General features: G+C 71.5%; 19 protein-coding genes. 6 read left to right on the forward strand and 13 right to left on the reverse strand.

Annotation, left to right across the window (positions count from 1 at the left end; all coding sequences use genetic code 11):
- Positions 1 to 101 precede the first annotated feature (101 nt).
- From QMF80_RS10835 to QMF80_RS10845, 3 genes are all read left to right on the forward strand, one after another.
- Positions 102 to 323 carry a hypothetical protein gene (locus QMF80_RS10835; RefSeq protein ID WP_283452031.1) on the forward strand — a complete coding sequence of 74 codons (222 nt, stop codon included), beginning with the start codon at positions 102 to 104 and terminating at the stop codon, positions 321 to 323.
- Between the two features lie 131 nt (positions 324 to 454).
- Positions 455 to 1,699, forward strand: a complete 1,245-nt coding sequence (locus tag QMF80_RS10840) for a TerD family protein (protein WP_283452032.1) — start codon at positions 455 to 457, stop codon at positions 1,697 to 1,699.
- Between the two features lie 104 nt (positions 1,700 to 1,803).
- A complete protein-coding gene (locus QMF80_RS10845) occupies positions 1,804 to 1,983 on the forward strand; it encodes a hypothetical protein (protein ID WP_283452033.1) in 180 nt (59 codons plus the stop codon).
- 181 nt (positions 1,984 to 2,164) lie between these two features.
- Here QMF80_RS10845 and QMF80_RS10850 read toward each other — a convergent pair whose 3' ends face one another.
- A complete protein-coding gene (locus QMF80_RS10850; RefSeq protein ID WP_283452034.1) occupies positions 2,165 to 3,604 on the reverse strand; it encodes an alkaline phosphatase PhoX in 1,440 nt (479 codons plus the stop codon).
- A 235-nt stretch (positions 3,605 to 3,839) separates the two neighbouring features.
- Complete coding sequence (locus tag QMF80_RS10855; protein ID WP_283452035.1) at positions 3,840 to 5,345, reverse strand: hypothetical protein; 1,506 nt, start codon at positions 5,343 to 5,345, stop codon at positions 3,840 to 3,842.
- A gap of 267 nt (positions 5,346 to 5,612) precedes the next feature.
- Here QMF80_RS10855 and QMF80_RS10860 point away from each other — a divergent pair, with 267 nt between their 5' ends.
- From QMF80_RS10860 to QMF80_RS10870, 3 genes are all read left to right on the forward strand, one after another.
- Positions 5,613 to 7,457, forward strand: coding sequence for a DUF8508 domain-containing protein (locus QMF80_RS10860; RefSeq protein ID WP_283452036.1), 1,845 nt, complete (start codon positions 5,613 to 5,615; stop codon positions 7,455 to 7,457).
- A gap of 183 nt (positions 7,458 to 7,640) precedes the next feature.
- On the forward strand, positions 7,641 to 7,895 hold the full coding sequence (locus tag QMF80_RS10865) for a hypothetical protein (RefSeq protein ID WP_283452037.1): 255 nt from the start codon (positions 7,641 to 7,643) through the stop codon (positions 7,893 to 7,895).
- Between the two features lie 167 nt (positions 7,896 to 8,062).
- On the forward strand, positions 8,063 to 8,518 hold the full coding sequence (locus tag QMF80_RS10870; RefSeq protein WP_283452038.1) for a hypothetical protein: 456 nt from the start codon (positions 8,063 to 8,065) through the stop codon (positions 8,516 to 8,518).
- A gap of 213 nt (positions 8,519 to 8,731) precedes the next feature.
- Here the strand turns inward: QMF80_RS10870 and dapD are convergent, their stop codons facing one another.
- The 11 genes from dapD to sufD form a co-directional block, all read right to left on the reverse strand.
- Positions 8,732 to 9,712: a 2,3,4,5-tetrahydropyridine-2,6-dicarboxylate N-succinyltransferase gene (gene dapD / locus QMF80_RS10875; protein ID WP_283452039.1), complete on the reverse strand. Its 981-nt coding sequence runs from the start codon at positions 9,710 to 9,712 to the stop codon at positions 8,732 to 8,734.
- Between the two features lie 361 nt (positions 9,713 to 10,073).
- On the reverse strand, positions 10,074 to 10,637 hold the full coding sequence (locus QMF80_RS10880) for a TetR/AcrR family transcriptional regulator (RefSeq protein ID WP_283452040.1): 564 nt from the start codon (positions 10,635 to 10,637) through the stop codon (positions 10,074 to 10,076).
- On the reverse strand, positions 10,637 to 10,957 hold the full coding sequence (locus QMF80_RS10885) for a DMT family transporter (RefSeq protein ID WP_283452150.1): 321 nt from the start codon (positions 10,955 to 10,957) through the stop codon (positions 10,637 to 10,639). The genes QMF80_RS10880 and QMF80_RS10885 overlap by 1 nt, the downstream gene beginning before the upstream one ends.
- Before the next feature lie 68 nt (positions 10,958 to 11,025).
- Positions 11,026 to 12,393, reverse strand: coding sequence for a hypothetical protein (locus QMF80_RS10890; RefSeq protein ID WP_283452041.1), 1,368 nt, complete (start codon positions 12,391 to 12,393; stop codon positions 11,026 to 11,028).
- Positions 12,390 to 13,592 (reverse strand): hypothetical protein, encoded by a 1,203-nt coding sequence (locus QMF80_RS10895; RefSeq protein WP_283452042.1) that lies wholly within the window; start codon positions 13,590 to 13,592, stop codon positions 12,390 to 12,392. Before QMF80_RS10895 ends, QMF80_RS10890 begins: the two co-directional genes overlap by 4 nt.
- 205 nt (positions 13,593 to 13,797) lie before the next feature.
- Positions 13,798 to 14,142 carry a metal-sulfur cluster assembly factor gene (locus QMF80_RS10900; protein ID WP_053681645.1) on the reverse strand — a complete coding sequence of 115 codons (345 nt, stop codon included), beginning with the start codon at positions 14,140 to 14,142 and terminating at the stop codon, positions 13,798 to 13,800.
- Positions 14,139 to 14,600, reverse strand: a complete 462-nt coding sequence (gene sufU / locus QMF80_RS10905) for a Fe-S cluster assembly sulfur transfer protein SufU (RefSeq protein WP_283452046.1) — start codon at positions 14,598 to 14,600, stop codon at positions 14,139 to 14,141. Before sufU ends, QMF80_RS10900 begins: the two co-directional genes overlap by 4 nt.
- Before the next feature lie 22 nt (positions 14,601 to 14,622).
- Entirely contained in the window at positions 14,623 to 15,879 is a 1,257-nt protein-coding gene (locus tag QMF80_RS10910) for a cysteine desulfurase (RefSeq protein ID WP_283452048.1), read from the reverse strand.
- Positions 15,876 to 16,640: a Fe-S cluster assembly ATPase SufC gene (gene sufC / locus QMF80_RS10915; RefSeq protein ID WP_283452050.1), complete on the reverse strand. Its 765-nt coding sequence runs from the start codon at positions 16,638 to 16,640 to the stop codon at positions 15,876 to 15,878. Before sufC ends, QMF80_RS10910 begins: the two co-directional genes overlap by 4 nt.
- 7 nt (positions 16,641 to 16,647) lie before the next feature.
- Positions 16,648 to 16,965: a bifunctional 3-phenylpropionate/cinnamic acid dioxygenase ferredoxin subunit gene (locus tag QMF80_RS10920; RefSeq protein WP_283452052.1), complete on the reverse strand. Its 318-nt coding sequence runs from the start codon at positions 16,963 to 16,965 to the stop codon at positions 16,648 to 16,650.
- Complete coding sequence (sufD, locus tag QMF80_RS10925; RefSeq protein ID WP_283452054.1) at positions 16,965 to 18,176, reverse strand: Fe-S cluster assembly protein SufD; 1,212 nt, start codon at positions 18,174 to 18,176, stop codon at positions 16,965 to 16,967. The genes QMF80_RS10920 and sufD overlap by 1 nt, the downstream gene beginning before the upstream one ends.
- Positions 18,177 to 18,202: the final 26 nt, after the last annotated feature.

Genomic DNA, 18,202 nt, shown 5'->3' on the forward strand with positions numbered 1-18,202 from the left:
TCCGGCCGGACCCCGCCGCGGCGCCCCGCCGCCCACCGGCGCCTCCGGCCGCGCGCCAAACCCCATTGCCCGCCCTGCCCCGCGCGGGGCAGGCTGCGGGCATGCCGAGACCTCATGGATTCACGTACGAACAGCGCGGCGACGGCAGTGTCGTCATCACCCATCAGGGCCGCGGGGCGAGCACCCTGCGCGGCGCCCGGGCGGTGAAGTTCCTGGGCGAGGCCGGGTCGGGTGACGCGCAGTTGGTCATGGCCCGCTGGACGGGCGCGTACAAGTTCGGCAACGAGCGGACGGCGCGCAGCCACCCGCGCAACCAGCGGTAGCGGGGGGGCTCGGGTGCCCGGCGGGGCCGCGCCGCCGAAGCCCGGGCCGCCGCGGGACGCGCCGCCACGGGTCGCACCACCAAAGGACGCGGGTAAGGGAACGGCAAAGGGCCTTCGGTCGTTGTCGGGGCATGACCGCTATGACCCCTGGTTCGAACCTGCCGCTCAATGCCGTCCGCGTGACGGTGGACGTGGCTGCTCCGGTACGGCTGGATGTATCCGGGCTGCTGCTCGCCGCGGACGGCAAAGTGCGCTCGGACGCCGACTTCATCTTCTACAACCAGCCCTCCGGCCCCGGCGTCAGCTACCGCTCGGGCGGCGGCACGGCGCCGGACTCGATCACCGTGGACACCTCCGCGGTGCCGCCCGGCATCGAGCGGATCGTGGTCACGGCCAGCCCCGACGCCGCCGGGCAGAGCTTCCAGGGCGTGGAGCCCACCGCCACCGTGCGCGACGCCGACGGCGGCGCCGTGATCGCCAGCTTCACCCCGCCGCGCCTGGGCACCGAGACCGCGCTCGTCGTGGTCGAGGTGTACGTGCGCGGCGGCGTGTGGAAGGTCCGCGCCGTGGGCCAGGGGTACGCCAACGGCCTCGCCGGGATCGCGACCGACTTCGGGGTCTCCGTGGACGAGGAGCCCGCCGCCCAGGCCCCGGTCGCCGCCCCGACGCCGGCCGCCCCGGCCCCGGTGACCGCCCCGGCCCCGGTGGCCTCGCCCGTCGCGGCCGCCCTGTTCCCGTCCTCCACCCCGCCCGCACCGCCCGCCCCGCCGGTGGCCGCCGCCCCCGCTCCCGGCTCCGGCAAGGTCAACCTCGACAAGGGCCGGGTCAGCCTCCAGAAGAACCAGACCGTGTCCCTCGTCAAGGGCGGCCGCCCGCTGCTGTCCCAGGTCAAGATGGGGCTCGGCTGGGAGCCCGCGTACGGCGGCCGGGACATCGACCTCGACGCCTCGGTGATCGCGTACGGCCCGCAGCGCAACCACATCGACAGCTGCTACTTCGGCAAGCTCTCGATCCTCGGCGGTGCCATCAAGCACTCCGGTGACAACCTGACCGGCGAGGGTGCCGGGGACGACGAGGTCATCGTCGTGGACCTGGGCCGGATCCCCGCCGAGGCCACCGGCCTGCTCTTCACGGTCAACTCCTTCTCCGGCCAGAAGTTCAGCGAGGTGGCCAAGGCCTACTGCAGGCTCATCGACGCGGCCAGCGGCGAGGAGCTGGTGCGCTTCGACCTCACCGGCGCCGAACCGCAGACCGGCGTGATGATGGCCAAGCTGGTCAAGCAGTTCTCCGGCGAATGGGAGATGACGGCGATCGGGGACTTTGTGAAGTCCCGCACAGTGCGGGGCATGGTCAAACCCGGCGCACAGGCACTCTGACGCAGGTGGGCGGGGGCTGAGCGCCTCCTGCCGGGATCCCGGGGTGATCGATGCCACCCTTTAACCGGAGGAGGCTGTCAGTGCCCGCCCGTAGCCTTGACCTCATGTACGAGAGACTCCCGACTTCGGGTCCCGCCCGCCCGTCCGCCTCCGAGGCGAACGAGGCGATTCGGCACCTCGTCGAGATCGGTGTGGCCGACGACTGGCCCTCCGAGGCGTACGAGTTCCTGCTCGGCGAATGGGCCGCGGGCAGCCGCGAGGAAGTCGGCTCCGCGGTCCCGTAGCCCGCCGCCGTCGTCACCACCCCGCCACCACCACCCGGGCCCGCGCCGCGCCGACCCGGCCCGGCCCGGCCCGCGGCAACCGTCCCCGGTCACCGCATCCACCGCATCCCGGACCCCCGTACGAGCGCGTGCGGGCCAGGGCTCCCGGCCCGTACGCCTCCTCGCCGGGAGCCGGACCGCGTCAGTGCTTGCGCCGCCACGGACCGGTGATCGCCAGCATGATCCCCGGCTCCTGGATGTTGGCGAAGAGGGTCCGCCCGTCGGGCGAGAAGCACACCCCGGTGAACTCCGAGTACTCGGGCTCCGCAGCCGTCCCGATGTTCAGCTCGTTGCGCGCCAGCGGGTAGGTGCGCCCCTCCTCCGTGGCTCCGAAGAGGTGCTGGAGACCGGAGCCGTCCTCCGCGATGATCAGGCCGCCGTACGGCGAGACCGTGATGTTGTCGGGGCCGTCGAGGGCTCCGTCCGCCGAGGGCGTGGCGTTCACCCCGAGGATCACCATCAGCCGCATCGTGCGCCGCTTGGCGTCGTAGAACCACACCTGGCCGTCGTGCGCCACGCCCGGGCTCTCCGCACGGGCGTACGAGGAGACGAAGTACGTGCCCCCGTCCGCCCACCACATGCCCTCCAGCTTGCGGGCCCGGGTCACCGCGCCCGTCCCGAACTGCTTGCGGACCGACATCGTCCGCGCGTCGCGGTCGGTGACCTCCACCCAGTCCACCCCGTACACGGTGCCCACCTTGGTGGCGCGCGAGAGGTCGTCCACGAACTGCCCGGCCTTGTCGAAGCACTTCGCGGCGGCCAGCACGCCCGCGTCGGGGGCGAGGGTGCGCAGCTTGCCCCGGCCGTGCCGGAAGCCCTGCGGCGGGGTCCAGCGGTAGAGCAGCCCGTTGGGGCCGGACGCGTCCTCGGTCAGGTAGGCGTGGCCGCTCCGCGGGTCGATCACCACGGCCTCGTGGGCGTACCGCCCGAAGGCCTTGACGGGCTTCGGGTCTCGGTTGGCGCGCCGGTCGTGGGGGTCGACCTCGAAGACGTAGCCGTGGTCCTTGGTCATCCCGTTCTTGCCCGCGAGGTCCTCGGTCTCCTCGCAGGTCAGCCAGGTGTCCCAGGGGGTGGCCCCGCCCGCGCAGTTGGTCGACGTACCGGCGACGCCGACCCATTCGGCGACCTCGCCGCCGCGCCGCACCTCGACGACCGTGCAGCCGCCCGCCGCGGCCGGGTCGTAGACGAGGCCCTCGGTCAGCGGGACGGGGTGGGCCCAGTCGGCGCGCTTGCCCTTGAGTTCGTGGTTGTTGACCAGGAGGGTGACCCCCCGGTGGCCCTCGAAGGCGGCCGTGCCGTCGTGGTTGGAGGGGGTGCTCTCGCCCGAGTCCAGCCGGGTGACCCCGCTGTGGGTGACGACGCGGTACGAGAACCCCGCGGGCAGGGCCAGCATCCCGGCCGGGTCCGGGACGAGCGGGCCGTACCCGGGCTGCCCGGGGCGGCCCTGCGGGTCGTGGCGGGCGGTGTCGTCGGCGGCGAGGGCTCCCGGGGCGGTGGCCAGCGCCCCGACCGTACCGGTGAGGGCGACGCCCGCTCCGGCGAGGACGGTACGGGCGGTGAAGTCTCTGCGGCTGAGCGGCATCAATGCTCCTGAGCGGGGAGGGGTGCGGATCGTACGGTCGGCGGGGCCAGACTCCCGCCCGCACGTGAACGGCGGCTGACTTCCCCGCCAAGAGGAATGGTCCCCTTGTCCCCGGCCGTTTGGCCGACTCACGCCCAGGAACGGCGCGTTACGCCGCCCTTTACGCCGTACGGCGCACCCTCTCCCTCCACCGCCCTCCCGCCCTGCGCCCCCGCGCCCCCGCCCCGGGGCCTACCTACGCGCCCGAGGACTGCCGTGAGCGCGCCTTGAACGCGGCCTTGCGGGCCTCCTTCGCGGACTTGCGGTCCGGGTGCAGGCGCCCCATCGCCTCCAGCACCTGGGCCGTCGCCGGGTGCTCCACCCGCCACGCCGTGGCGAAGAAACCGGTGTGATGAGCGGTCAGGCTCTCCATCAGCGCGGGCAGTTCGTCGGACTCGCCGTCGTCGGCGAGCTGCGCGGCGATGGTGTCCACGGTCAGCCAGAACACCATGGCCTCGGAGGGCGCGGGGACGTCGCCCGTGCCGCGTTCGGCGAGCCAGACGCGGGCGAGTCCGCCGAGTTCGGGGTCGTCCAGGACCGCGCGGACCACCGGTTCCGCGGCCGGTCCGGCGGTGGCGAGCGCCTGCTGGCAGCGCAGTCGGCGCAGCGGGCCGCCCGCGTCCGCGCCGCGCGCGGCGGCGAGGAGGTCGGCGACGGCGGCGGGGAGTTCGCGGCCTTCGAACCACTGCTCGATCTCGGCCTGGGCGGCGTCCTCGGGGTAGCCCGCGACCGTGTCGAGCAGGGCGTCGGCGCCCTTGTCGGCGAGGTCACCGATGGCGGGGGCCTCGACCCCGGCCTCCAGCATGCGCGCGCGGATGCCGTAGAGGCCGAGGGGGGTCAGGCGGACCATTCCGTACCGGGAGACGTCCTCGTCGTCGGGCTCCGGGAGGAGCTCCTCGTCGTCGGCCTCGGCCATCAGCTCCTCGTCGACGGGCTTGAACTCGACCAGTCCGATGGGCTCCAGCTGCCGGAACTGGTCGTCCAGGCGCATCATCGCGTCCGAGACCTGCTCCAGGACCTCGTTGCTGGGCTCGGCCATGCCGTCGGGTACGACCATCGACGCGGCCAGCACGGGCAGCGGCACCGGACCCGCTCCGGCGCCGCCCTCGGCGACGGTGAGCAGGTACAGGTTGGCGAGGACCCCGTCGAGGAAGTCCGCCTCGCGCTGCGGGTTCCAGTCGAGCCGGGTGAAGTCGATCTCGCCGCCCGCGTCCAGGGCTTCGACGAGGTCGTCCAGGTCGGGTACGGCGGCGTCCGCGAGGACCGCGTCCAGGGCGGCGAGCCACAGGTCCAGTACGTCGCCGGGCGCGCCGCCGGTCACCAGGGCGAGGTCGTCGCCCGGTCCGGCGACCCCGAAGGCCTCCGGCAGGCCGTCGTCCGCGACGACTTCCGCTCCCGGGTCCCCCGCTTCGATGTCCTCGGCGTCGGTGACCTCGATGAGGCCGGTGTCGACGGCCACCCGCCAGGCCTCGCCCGCGTACGCCGTCCCGTCCGCGTCGTCGGCGAGTCCGAGCAGCCGCGCCGCCTCGGGCAGCCGGTCGGCCAGGAGTTCCCCGCCGGGGCCGACCGGGGTTCCGGGGGTGGCCCAGCGGGCCAGCCGTACGGCGCGGGCGAACAGCGGTGCGACGAGGGCGTCGCGCGCCAGTTCCGCCTCGGAGTGCAGCCGGACCGGCGGCAACGTGGGATGCGCGTCAGCGGACATGGGGGTGGTTCTCCTCGCGTGAACTGTGTGAGAGCGCCCACCAGCGTAGACGTATCGGGGCGGCTCCCCCGGCTCCTCCGGGGTTCACCGGGGCCCGGCGCCTTTGGTTCATCCCACAGTCAGCCGCCGTATCCCCTGGAGGCCTTGACAACTTCGCTGGCCACCAACGAAATTGACGCGCGTAGATCTGTTCGGAATCCCACCCGGATCCCGAACGGATCGCGCTGCCACTCCGCTTCGCCCACCCACACACCGGAGTTCCCGCCCATGCGCTCTACGCATCCCCGTTCCGCCGCCGTCGCGGCCCTCGTGGCCACCGCTCTGGCCACCGGCCTGCTCGCCGGCTCAGCCGATGCCGCCGAAGGCGCCGCGGCCGCCGACCCGGTACGCATCCACGACATCCAGGGCACCACCCGCATATCCCCTCTGAACGGCAAGCCGGTCGCCGATGTCGCGGGCATCGTGACGGGCGTGCGCACCTACGGTTCGCGCGGCTTCTGGATCCAGGACCCCGACGCGGACGACGACGCCGCCACCAGCGAGGGCGTCTTCGTCTTCACCAGCTCGGCGCCGACCGTCGCCGTCGGCGACGCGGTGAAGGTCTCGGGCACGGTCGGCGAGTACGTCCCCGGCGGCGCGGCCTCCGGCAACCAGTCGGTGACGCAGATCGCCAAGCCGGTCGTGACCGTGGTCTCCTCGGGCAACTCGCTGCCCGAGGCGGCCGTCCTCAACGAGTACTCGGTCCCGGCGGAGTACGCCCCGGCGGGCGACCCGGCCGCGGCGGGCAGCGTCAACGGCCTGACCCTGGACCCCTCGCGCTACGCCCTGGACTTCTACGAGTCGCTCGAGGGCATGAACGTGAAGATCGGCACCTCGCGCGTGGTCGGCGCCACCGACCCGCACTCGGAGCTGTGGGTCACCGTGAAGGGCTGGGAGAACACCCTCAAGCGCGGTGGCACGCTCTACGGTTCGTACGAGTCCCAGAACACCGGCCGGATCCAGGTCCAGCAGCTCGCCCCGGTCGCCACGCAGCCCTTCCCCGTGGCGAACGTCGGCGACAAGCTGACCGGGACCACCGAAGGTCCGCTGGACTTCAACCAGTTCGGCGGCTACACGCTGGCGGCCCGCACCCTCGGCACGGTCAAGGCGGGCACCCTCGCCCCCGAGAAGACCAAGGCCCAGGCCGCCGACGAGCTGGCGGTGGCGACGTACAACGTCGAGAACCTCGACCCGACCGACCCGCAGACGAAGTTCGACAACCTGGCGAAGGCCGTCGTCGAGAACCTCGCCTCCCCCGACGTCGTGGCCCTGGAAGAGATCCAGGACAACAACGGGGCGAAGAACGACGGCACGGTCGACGCCGACCAGACGATCGCGAAGTTCACGGCGGCCATCTCCGCCGCGGGCGGCCCGGCCTACCAATGGCGCTCGATCAGCCCGGAGAACAACAAGGACGGCGGCGAGCCCGGCGGCAACATCCGCCAGGTCTTCCTCTTCAACCCGCTGCGCGTCTCCTTCACCGACCGCGCCGCGGGCGACGCGTTCACCGCGACCGGCGTGACCGCGGGCGAGAACGGCCAGGCGGCCCTGACCCACTCCCCCGGCCGGATCGACCCGGCGAACCCGGCCTGGGTGGACAGCCGCAAGCCGCTGGCCGGGGAGTTCGTCTTCCACGGCAAGACGGTCTTCGTGATCGCCAACCATTTCGCCTCGAAGGGCGGCGACGAGGGCCTGACCTCGTCGCACCAGCCCCCGGTGCGCTCCTCGGAGGCCAAGCGGCTGCTCCAGGCGCAGTCCGTGAACGCCTTCGTCAAGAGCCTGCTGGCCACGCAGAAGGACGCGAAGGTGCTGGCCGTCGGTGACATCAACGACTTCGACTTCTCGGCGACCACGACCGCGCTGACGGACGGCGGGGCGCTGTACCCGGCGATCCAGTCGCTGCCGAAGGCGGAGCGCTACTCGTACGTGTACCAGGGCAACGCCCAGGTGCTGGACCAGATCCTGACCAGCCCGGCGATCAAGGCCTTCACCTACGACAGCGTGCACATCAACGCCGAGTTCGCCGCGCAGAACAGCGACCACGACCCGCAGGTGCTGCGCTTCCGCCCGTAATCCGGCGCGCGGCCCGTGCGCGGGCGGTGCGGGGGGGCACGGGGGGCACGGGGGGGGCCTTCCTCCCCGAGATCGGGACTTTCGGCCCTGGCGTGATCCTGGACACACCTCTACTCAATCCGCGATGTGTGGTGTTGAGTATCTCCACGCCCGATCTTGTACCCCCCTTCGCTGGAGGACCGCGTGTTCCCCTCCATTTCCGTCGCCCAGGAAATCGGCGTCGCCGTCCTGCTCGTGGCCGCCTTCGTCTGGATGCTCGGTCTGGGCCACATGCTGTGGGACAGCCGCTTCCACGACGCCCAGCCAGGGGCCTTCGAAGGCCTGTCGGTCATCCCGGCCCAGCGGGGCTCCAGCGCGCACCCGCTGGAGAGCGTCGAACTGACCGAGGCGGAGCAGCAGGCCTTCGCGGGTCTGGTCCGCACGATCCCGCTGCACTGACACCGCTGACGCCGCGGACTCACGCCGGCACACGCTGATACGACGAAGCCCGTCGGCCGCATTCCGGCCGACGGGCTTCGTCGTCCGCGGGTCTCGCTCGAAGCCGCTCCACCGCCAAGAGCTACTGTGCCTGTGCCCGAGAGGGATCGATCGACGCAGGGGTGGGCATGGCCAGTCGCAGGAATCAGCGATCACGAGCGCTCGGCACGCGGACTGCCCTGACATGCTCAGCCCTTTTCCTCGCGGCGGCTTGCGGTGTCCCCGAAGTCGACATCTCGACTGACGCGCTCGCGGGGAACTGGTCCAGCTCGGGCGGGGCTTCTGTTCAGTTCGAACCGGACGGGACCTTCACGGCCAGCGGACTCGACAGGACCGACATCACGTCGCATTGCACTCAGCTCGGCGAGAGCGCCCGCGGCACCTGGGCCTTCGCCGACGACAGCAGCTCGACATCTGAGGTCAGGGCAGACCACGGCTGGCACGCCGACGCCACCTTCGAGGGCGTCCCCTGCGCACTGGACGTCGTCGTCTACGGCGATCCGGCAAGCCCCGTCGTCTGCTTCACCATGGACGTCTTTTCCGAATGCGATGTCCAGGACCATTTCCGTCACGCCCCTGAATGAGAAGCGGGACGCGTCCCCGAGGGCTGCTCCTGACCGATCCGGCGGGAGCTGCGGACCAGGTGTCGGGGCGGCAGGACGGGCGGTGGACCTCACGATCGCGCCACCACGAAGCGAGCGCCCTCCCGGGCCGTGGTGGGGCCGTGGGAGAGCGCTCGATGGTGACCAGCGTTGACAACTGGCGCCCGCTCAGCCGCAGGTCAGGACTGCTGGGCTTCAGTTGTGGCTGTGCAGGACCTCGTTGAGGCCGCCCCAGACCGCGTTGTTCGGGCGGGCCTCGACGGCGCCGGTCACCGAGTTGCGGCGGAAGAGGATGTTGCTGGCGCCGGAAAGCTCCAGGGCCTTGACGATCTGGCCGTCCGGGAGGGTGACGCGGGTGCCCGCGGTCACGTAGAGGCCCGCCTCGACGACGCACTCGTCGCCCAACGCGATGCCGACGCCCGCCTCGGCGCCGACCAGGGAGCGCTCGCCGATCGAGATGATCTGCTTGCCGCCACCGGACAGGGTGCCCATGGTGGAGGCACCGCCGCCGATGTCGGAGCCGTCGCCGACGACGACGCCCGCGGAGATCCGGCCCTCGACCATGGAGGTGCCGAGGGTGCCCGCGTTGAAGTTGACGAAGCCCTCGTGCATGACGGTGGTGCCCTCGGCGAGGTGCGCGCCGAGGCGGACGCGGTCGGCGTCGGCGATGCGTACGCCCTTGGGGGCGACGTAGTCGGTCATGCGCGGGAACTTGTCGATCGAGGTGACCTGGAGGTGCAGGCCCTCGGCGCGCGCGTTGAGGCGGACGGTCTCGACCTGGTCGACGGCGACCGGGCCGAGCGAGGTCCAGGCGACGTTGGCGAGGAGGCCGAAGACGCCGTCCAGGTTCTGGCCGTGCGGCTTGACCAGACGGTGGCTGAGCAGGTGCAGGCGCAGGTACGCGTCGTGCGCGTCCAGCGGCTTGTCGTCCAGGGACGAGATCACGGTGCGGACCGCTACGACCTCGACACCGCGGACCGCGTCCTTGCGGATCGCCTTCGGCGCGGCGGCGCCGAGCAGCTCGACGGCCTGCTCGGCGGTCAGGCGCTCGGTCCCGGCCGGGCCGGGGTCGGCGACCAGCTGGGGGGCGGGGAACCAGGTGTCGAGGACGGTGCCGTCGGCGGTGAGAGTGGCAAGTCCGGCGGCGACGGCGCCGGTGGTACGCGTAGCAGTCATGCCCGAAACCTAACCGGCGACCGCCCGCGGGAGCGAACCGGTCTCATGTGCCGGTCGCGGCGCGCGCCACGGAGCCGGCCGGGCACGGCGGCGTGCCGAGGCCAGCCCCGCCGACGCCCGACGCCCCCACCGGGGCCCGCCCCCGCCCTCGCCGGCGCCCGACGCCCCCACCGGGGGCTCTCAGCCTCGCCGGCGTTTGAGGCGCCCCCGGAGGGCATGCGGGCCGCACCCGCCCGGCCTGAGGAGCACACCCCGCGCGCCGCCGCGGGCCTCCGGCGGGCCCTCAAACGCCCGGGCAGGCTGAAATTGCCCCAGCCTGGGCAGGCGGAAGGCGCCCCCGGGTGGAGCCCGGGCGGGCGGGCTACGGCGCCCCGCTGAGGATTCGCGTCAGGACGGTCCGGGCGTAGGCCTCGTCGTAGGCGGCGCCCGTCAGCAGGACCTGGAGGCCGATCCCGTCCAGCACCGCCACCAGCGCCCGCGCGGTCACCGCGTCGGTGCGTTCCGTCAGGGCCGCCGCCAGCGCCTCGCACCACTGCGCGGCCACCGGCCGCAGCGCGGGCCGGCGCACGGCGGCCAGGTACAGCTCGTACTCCAGCTCCACCCGCCCCCGGTCCCCCGCCAGCGCCTCCCCCAGCACCCGGGCCAGCCCGGCCGCCAGGTCGCCCTCGGGGTCCGCCAGGGCGGGGCTGTCCGCGATGGCCCGGGCGAAGCCCTCGTTGGTCTGGCGCAGGGCCGCCACCAGCAGCTCGTCCAGGGTCTTGAAGTGGTAGGTGGTCGAGCCGAGCGGTACGTCCGCCGCCGCGGCCACGCTGCGGTGCGTCAGCCCCGCGATGCCCTTCTCGCCCACCACCCGGATCGCCGCGTCGATGATCCGCTGCCGCCGCTCGGGATCGTAACGGCGTACGCCCCCCGCGCCCGCGGGCATCAGTGCGCCCCGCCCATGTTCAGCAGGACCACCCCGCCGATGACCAGCGCGATCCCGGCGGTCTTGGCCGCGGTGGCGGGTTCGCCCAGAAAGACCATGCCGATCGCGGCGATGGCCGCGGTGCCCACCCCGGCCCAGATCGCGTACGCCGTGCCGACCGACATCGACTTGAGCGTCTGCGCGAGCAGGGTGAAGGCGATGGCGTACCCGAGGAGGGTCCCCAGCGAGGGCCACAGTGTGGTGAACCCGTCGCTGTACTTCATGGCGGTGGTGCCGGCCACCTCGGCGGCGATGGCGGCGGCGAGCAGCACGCAGGGCATGGGGACCGGCATGTGTACGAGGGTACACATCGTTGCGTACCCGCGTACACATCACCGGAACTCGATCGCTAGCCGACCGTGAACCAGCCCGAGCGCGACTTCTTCCACTCCGCGTGGGTCAGGTCCTTGGCCTCGGTCCCGTCCCCGTACAGGTCCGCCGAACCGCAGTCGGTGATCAGCTGCACCCGTGCCCCGGGCACGTTCAGCTCGGGGACGTCGACGATGGCCTCCCAGCCGCCCGCGTCGCTGGTCGGCAGGTCGGTCCGCTTGACCGGGGCGTGCCCGGCCACCCCGTCCCAGGAGTAGAGGGCGTAGGGGTCGGTGTTGTCGTCGGCGGCCCAGGAACCGGCCAGGATCAGGTACTGGTTCGCCGCGTTCTTGCGGATGTCGCGGATCGCGAGCCCGCCGAGGTCCAGCTCGATGCCCGCGCCGAAGGTGGCCTTGGAGCCACTGGAGAGGACCTTGTCGAAGTTGGTCACCGGCACGATCAGCGCCTTGCCGCCGGGCACCGCGGGCGCCAGCGGCGCACGGAAGCCCACATAGGCCGTCGTCGTGGAGCCGGGCGCGAACTCCAGCCCCTCCACGTTGAACCCGTCGATCTGCTTGGGCGCCTCGCCGGCCGCGGTGCCCGCCGCGAAGCCGTAGCGGTTGCCGTTGGCCTTGTCCCAGGCCACCAGGTCGTCGCGGAGCTTCTTGTACGAACGCCCGTAGCCGAGCTGGGTCGTGGCGCCGGACCCGCTCACCGTCGTGGTGAAGACCGTGTTCCGGGGAGCCTTGTACTCGCCGTCCTTGTTGTTGCCGAGCGAGCCGGTCCAGTAGATGGTGTCGCCGACGCGGGTGGCGCCTTCGATGTCCACCTCCTTGGTGACCCCGAGCTGCGAGCTGAAGTCCCACGTCCTGACGGGGGCCCCGGACACGGAACGGTCGTACAGACGAAGCACGTTGGACTCGTCGTCGGCGACGACGGTGTAGCCGCCGCCGACGTCCACGGCGGCCGAGGAGTCGGAGGAGCCGGTGAGGTAGCGGGCGTCGGCCGGGTTCCGTACGGCCGCGGAGGCGGCGTAGGACAGGGTCTTGGTGGCGCTCTTGCCGCCCAGCCCGGCCACCTTGAGGGTGAGGGTGGTGTAGCCGCGGCCACGGGCGGTCACGGCGAGCTCGCGGACCGCTCCGGCCCCGGTGACGGTCACGTCCCCGGTTCCGGCGACCGAGGACTTGCTGGACGCCGTCGCGCTGACGGTGAGCGCCGACACGTCGGCCCCGCTCTGCGCGACCGTCACGTCGACCAGCGGGTCGCCGACCCCGCCGACGGCTCCGGACAGGTATCCGGCGGACAGGCTGATGGTCGGCGTACCGTAACTCACGGCCTGCGCGGGCAGGTTCGTCAGGCCGGCCAGCATCAGGGCGGCGATCGCGGCGGTGCTGAGCTGCTTCTTCATCGGTGTCCCCCACGGACGGAGTCGAGCGTGAACCAAGCGGACCGGGACTTCTTCCACTCGGGATGGCCGAGGTCCTTGGCCTCGGCGCCGTCGCCGTACAGGTCGGCGGAGCCGCTGTCGGTGATCAGCTGGACGCGGGCGCCGGGCACCCGCAGGTCGGGTACGGCGACCACCGCTTCCCAGCCGCCGGGGTCGGCGGTGGGCAGGTCCGCGCGCTTCTTCGGCGCGTGGCCGGGGACCCCGTCCCAGGAGTAGAGGGCGTAAGGGTCGCTCTTGTCGTCGGCGGCCCAGGAACCCGCCAGGATCAGGTACTGGTCCGCCGCGTTCCCGTCGATCCGCTTGGGGACCTGTCCGGCGGCGGTGCCCGCGGCGAAACCGTAGCGGTGCGCGTGGGCGGTGTCCCAGGCGATCAGGTCCTCGCGCAGGCCCTTGTAGGCGGCGGTGAAGGTGACCTCGGTGGCGGCGCCGGAGCCGGTGATCTTCGTGGTGAAGACGGTGTTCCGCTCGGCCTTGTACGTGCCGTCCTTCTTGTTGCCGAGCGAGCCCGTCCAGTAGACGGTGTCGCCGACCCGGGCGGCGGCCTCGATGTCGACTTCCTTCTTCACGCCGAGGGCGGGGCCGAGGTCCCAGGTCCTGACCGGCGCGCCGGACCGGGAACGGTCGTACAGGCGCAGCACGTTGGACTCGTCGTCGGCCACCAGCGCGTACCCGCCGCCCGCGTCCACGGCCGCCGAGGCGTCCGAGGAGCCGGTGAGGTAGCGCGTGCCCGCGGCGCCGGTGCTCACGCGCGCCGAAGCGGCGTAGCCGAGGGTGGCGGCGGCGCTCTTCCCGCCGCGCCCGGTGACCGTGACCGTCAGCTCGGTGTGGCCCCGCCCGCGCGGGTGCACGGTCAGCCGGCGCCCGTCCCGGGTCCGGTCGACCCGTACGTCGCCGACGCGGGCGACCGCCGGGTCGCTGGAGGCGGTGACGGTGACCTTGAGGGAGGCCGCCGGGGCCCCGGCCTGCGCGACGTCCACGCCGACGCCCGGGTCGCCGATCGCGCCGACGGCGCCCGAGAGGTACCCGGCGGAGAGCGCGATGGCCGGTGCGGGCGGCTGCGCCGCGAAGGCGGGCCCGGTGAGCCCCGCGACGAGCAGGGCCGCGGCCCCGGCAGCCCCCACGGCACCCATGCGGCGTACCGGTGAAGGACGAACGGTCACGGATGGTCCTCTCGACTGCTGCGCCACGATGTGACGGCCGTCGAGAAGATTCGGCCACCCTGGCCAACTCCCGGTGCACGGAACTCATCCGTACGGAGAACTCGGAGAACAGAGAGGGCCCCCGGCACGATGTGCCGGGGGCCTGCCCGTACGTCTTGCGGCCGAACCGGATCAGAATCCGGATCAGCCTCGTCCCAACAGCGGATCAGACGTTGAAGCCGAGCGCGCGCAGCTGCTCGCGGCCGTCGTCCGTGATCTTGTCCGGGCCCCACGGCGGCATCCACACCCAGTTGATGCGCAGCTCGTTGACGATGCCCTCCGTCGCGGACTTCGCCTGGTCCTCGATGACGTCGGTCAACGGGCAGGCCGCGGACGTCAGCGTCATGTCGAGGGTGGCGATGTTCGCGTCGTCGACATGGATCCCGTAGATCAGGCCCAGGTTGACGACGTCGATGCCCAGCTCGGGGTCGACCACGTCGTAGAGGGCCTCGCGGACCTCTTCCTCGCTGGCCGGCTTGATCGACGCCTCGGGCGTCGCGTTCTCGGTCATGCCGTCTTCCTCTCCGCGTCGCCCAGAGCTTGGGCGGTCGCGTCCTTCCACGCCATCCAGCTCAGCAGAGCACACTTGACCCGGGCGGGAAACTTGGCGACACCGGCGAACGCCACGGCGTCCTCCAGTACCTCTTCCATGGCCTCGTCGGGCTCGACCTTGCCCTTCGACTGCATCAGCTCCAGGAAGGCCTCCTGGATCCGGCGCGCGTCGGCGAGGTCCTTGCCGACCAGCAGCTCGTTCAGTACGGACGCGCTGGCCTGGCTGATGGAGCAGCCCTGGCCCTCGTACGAGACATCGGTCAGCGTCTCGCCGTCGTACTTCACGCGCAGCGTGATCTCGTCACCGCACGTCGGATTGACGTGGTGCACCTCGGCGTCGCCGTCGCGCAGGCCACGCCCGTGCGGGTGCTTGTAGTGGTCCAGGATCAATTCCTGGTACATCGAATCCAGCTTCACTGCGTCCTCGTCGCCTTCGTCGCTATCCGAAGAAGTTCCGTACGTGCTCCAGCCCGTCGATCAGTGCGTCGACCTCCGCCGGAGAGGAGTACAGGTAGAACGACGCTCGCGTCGTCGCGGGAATTCCGTAACGCAGGCAGACGGGGCGCGCGCAGTGGTGTCCCACGCGGACCGCGATGCCCTGCTCGTCCAGGACCTGGCCGACGTCGTGCGGGTGGATGTCTCCCAGGGTGAAGGAGATGGCCGCGCCGCGGTCCTCGGCCGTGGTGGGGCCGATGATCCGCAGGTCGGGGACTTCGAGCAGGCGCTTGACCGCGTACTCGGTGATCACGTGCTCGTGCGCGGCGATCTTGTCCATGCCGATCGCGGTCAGGTAGTCCACGGCCGCGCCGAGGCCGACGGCCTGGGCGATCGGGGGGGTACCCGCCTCGAACTTGTGCGGGGCCGGGGCGTAGGTCGAGGCGTGCATCGACACGGTCTCGATCATCTCGCCGCCGCCGAGGAACGGGGGCAGGTCCTCCAGCAGCTCCTGGCGTCCCCACAGGACGCCGATGCCGGTCGGGCCGCACATCTTGTGGCCGGTGAAGGCCACGAAGTCGGCGCCGAGCGCCTGTACGTCGAGCGGCATGTGCGGAGCGGCCTGCGAGGCGTCGATCAGCACCAGCGCGCCGACCTCCTGCGCGCGCCGGACGATCTGGTCGACGGGGTTGACCGTGCCCATGATGTTGGAGACCAGCGTGAAGGAGACGATCTTCGTCTTCTCCGTGATGACCTCTTCGATGTTGGACAGGTCGAGGCGGCCGTCGTCGGTGAGGCCGAACCACTTCAGCTTCGCGCCGGTGCGCTGCGAGAGCAGCTGCCACGGCACGATGTTGGAGTGGTGCTCCATCTCCGTGATGGCGATCTCGGTCTCGCGGTCGACCCGGTAGGGCTCGTCCGCCCAGCCGAGCATGTTCGCGACCAGGTTGAGCGACTCCGAGGCGTTCTTGGTGAAGATCACCTCGTTGCGGCTCGGCGCGTTGATGAAGGCGGCGACCTTGTCACGGGCGCCCTCATACAGCGCCGTGGCCTCCTCGGCGAGCACGTGCACGCCGCGGTGGACGTTGGCGTTGTGCTGCTCGTAGTACTCGTTCAGCGCGTCGAGCACCTGGCGCGGCTTCTGCGAAGTCGCCGCGTTGTCCAGATAAACGATCTTCTTCCCGTCGTGGACCACACGATCCAGCAGGGGGAAGTCCTTGCGGATCGCCTCGGTGTCGAGGAGGCCAGGCAACTGCGTCACGCGGTAGCGCCACCCTTCACGTACTTGTCGTAACCCTCGGCCTCCAGCTGGTCGGCCAGCTCGGCGCCACCGGACTCGGCGATGCGGCCGTTGGCGAACACGTGCACGAAATCGGGCTTGATGTAGCGCAGGATGCGCGTGTAGTGCGTGATCAGCAGGGTGCCGACCTCGCCGCCCTCGCGGACGCGGTTGACGCCCTCCGAGACGACACGCAGGGCGTCGACGTCGAGGCCGGAGTCGGTCTCGTCGAGGATCGCGATCTTCGGCTTGAGGAGCTCCAGCTGGAGGATCTCGTGGCGCTTCTTCTCGCCGCCGGAGAAGCCCTCGTTGACGTTGCGCTCGGCGAAGGCGGTGTCCATCTGGAGCTGCTCCATCGCGGACTTGACCTCCTTCACCCAGGTGCGCAGCTTGGGGGCCTCGCCGCGGATCGCCGTGGCCGACGTACGCAGGAAGTTGGACACCGAGACGCCGGGGACCTCGACCGGGTACTGCATGGCGAGGAAGACACCGGCGCGGGCGCGCTCGTCGACGGACATCTCCAGGACGTCTTCGCCGTCGAGGGTGACGGTGCCACCGGTGATGGTGTACTTCGGGTGCCCGGCGAGCGAGTACGCGAGGGTGGACTTGCCGGAGCCGTTCGGACCCATGATGGCGTGCGTCTCACCCTGCTTGACGGTGAGGTCGACGCCCTTGAGGATCTCGCGGGCGCCGTTTTCGGCCTCGACGGAGACGTGCAGGTCGTGGATTTCAAGCGTTGCCATGGATACCTCAGGACTCCTGGGTGAGGGAGACGAGCACGTCGTCCCCTTCGATCTTTACGGGGTATACGGGTACGGGGCGCGTCGCCGGAAGGCCGGACGGCTTGCCGGTCCGCAGGTCGAACGACGAGCCGTGCAGCCAGCATTCGATCATGCAGTCTTCGACCTCGCCCTCCGAGAGGGAGACGTTCGCGTGCGAGCAGATGTCGTTGATCGCGAACACCTCCCCCTCGGTGAGGACGAGGGACACCGGCGTGCCGTCGAGTTCCACCCGCTTGGGGGTGTCCTTCTCCAGCTCGCTCAGCGCACAGGCCTTGACGTAAGACATCAGACCGAGCCCTGCAGCTCGGTGTCGATCTTCGCCAGCAGGCGCTCCTCGATGTCGTCGACACCGATCTGCTGGACGAGTTCGGCGAAGAAGCCGCGCACCACCAGGCGGCGGGCCTCGTCGGCCGGGATGCCGCGCGACTGGAGGTAGAAGAGCTGCTCGTCGTCGAAGCGGCCGGTCGCGGAGGCGTGACCGGCGCCGACGATCTCGCCGGTCTCGATCTCCAGGTTCGGCACCGAGTCGACCCGCGCGCCGTCCGTGAGGACGAGGTTGCGGTTCATCTCGTAGGTGTCGGTGCCCTCGGCGGTCTTCTCGATGAGGACGTCGCCGATCCAGACCGCGTGCGCGTCCTGGCCCTGCAGCGCGCCCTTGTAGACCACGTGGGACTTGCAGTGCGGGGCGCCGTGGTCGACCAGGAGGCGGTGCTCCTGGTGCTGGCCCTTGTCGGTGAAGTACAGGCCGAGCAGCTCGGCGTCGCCGCCGGGGCCCGCGTAGGTCACCCGGGGGTGCAGCCGGACCAGGTCGCCGCCGAAGGTGATCACGATCGACTTGTAGGTCGCGTCACGGCCGACCAGCGTGTTGTGCTGGGAGCAGTGGACGGCGGTGTCGTCCCAGTCCTGCACGGACACGACGGTGAGCTTGGCGCCGTCGCCGACGAGGAAGTCGACGTTGGCGGCGCGCACGCCGTCACCGGTGTGGTCGATGACGATGACCGCCTCGGCGAAGGCCTGGACGTCGAAGACCGTGTGACCGAAGGTGGTGCCGCCCTCGCCGTGCAGGGAGACGCGGACCGGCTCGGTCAGCACCTGCTCCTTGGGCACGGTGACGACCGTGGCCTTGGCGAAGGACGAGAACGCCTGGGCGGCGACGCGGTCGACGGGCGTACCGGCCTTGCCGACGCGCGCGTCGTCGCGGTCCACCGACTCGATGGTCACGCCCTCGGGCGCGTCGATCTGGGCCTTCATCGTGCCGTTCGCGACCGCGGTGCCGTCGTGGAGACCGCGCAGGCGGGCCAGCGGGGTGAAGCGCCACTCCTCCTCACGGCCGTGCGGCACGGGGAAGTCCGCCACGTCGAAGGACGGGGGCGCGCTCATCCGGGTGGCGACGGTGGACTCGGCGGCCACCGCGATCGCGCCGGCGGTGGTGGAGCCCGCCGCGGGGGTACCGCCCTGAACCGAAAGGTTCTCGGGGGCGTTCTGAGCCTCTGCCATGGCTGTCGTCTTGCTCTCTTCCTGCG

Source organism: Streptomyces sp. G-G2, from assembly GCF_030063135.1.
Classification (GTDB): Bacteria; Actinomycetota; Actinomycetes; order Streptomycetales; family Streptomycetaceae; genus Streptomyces.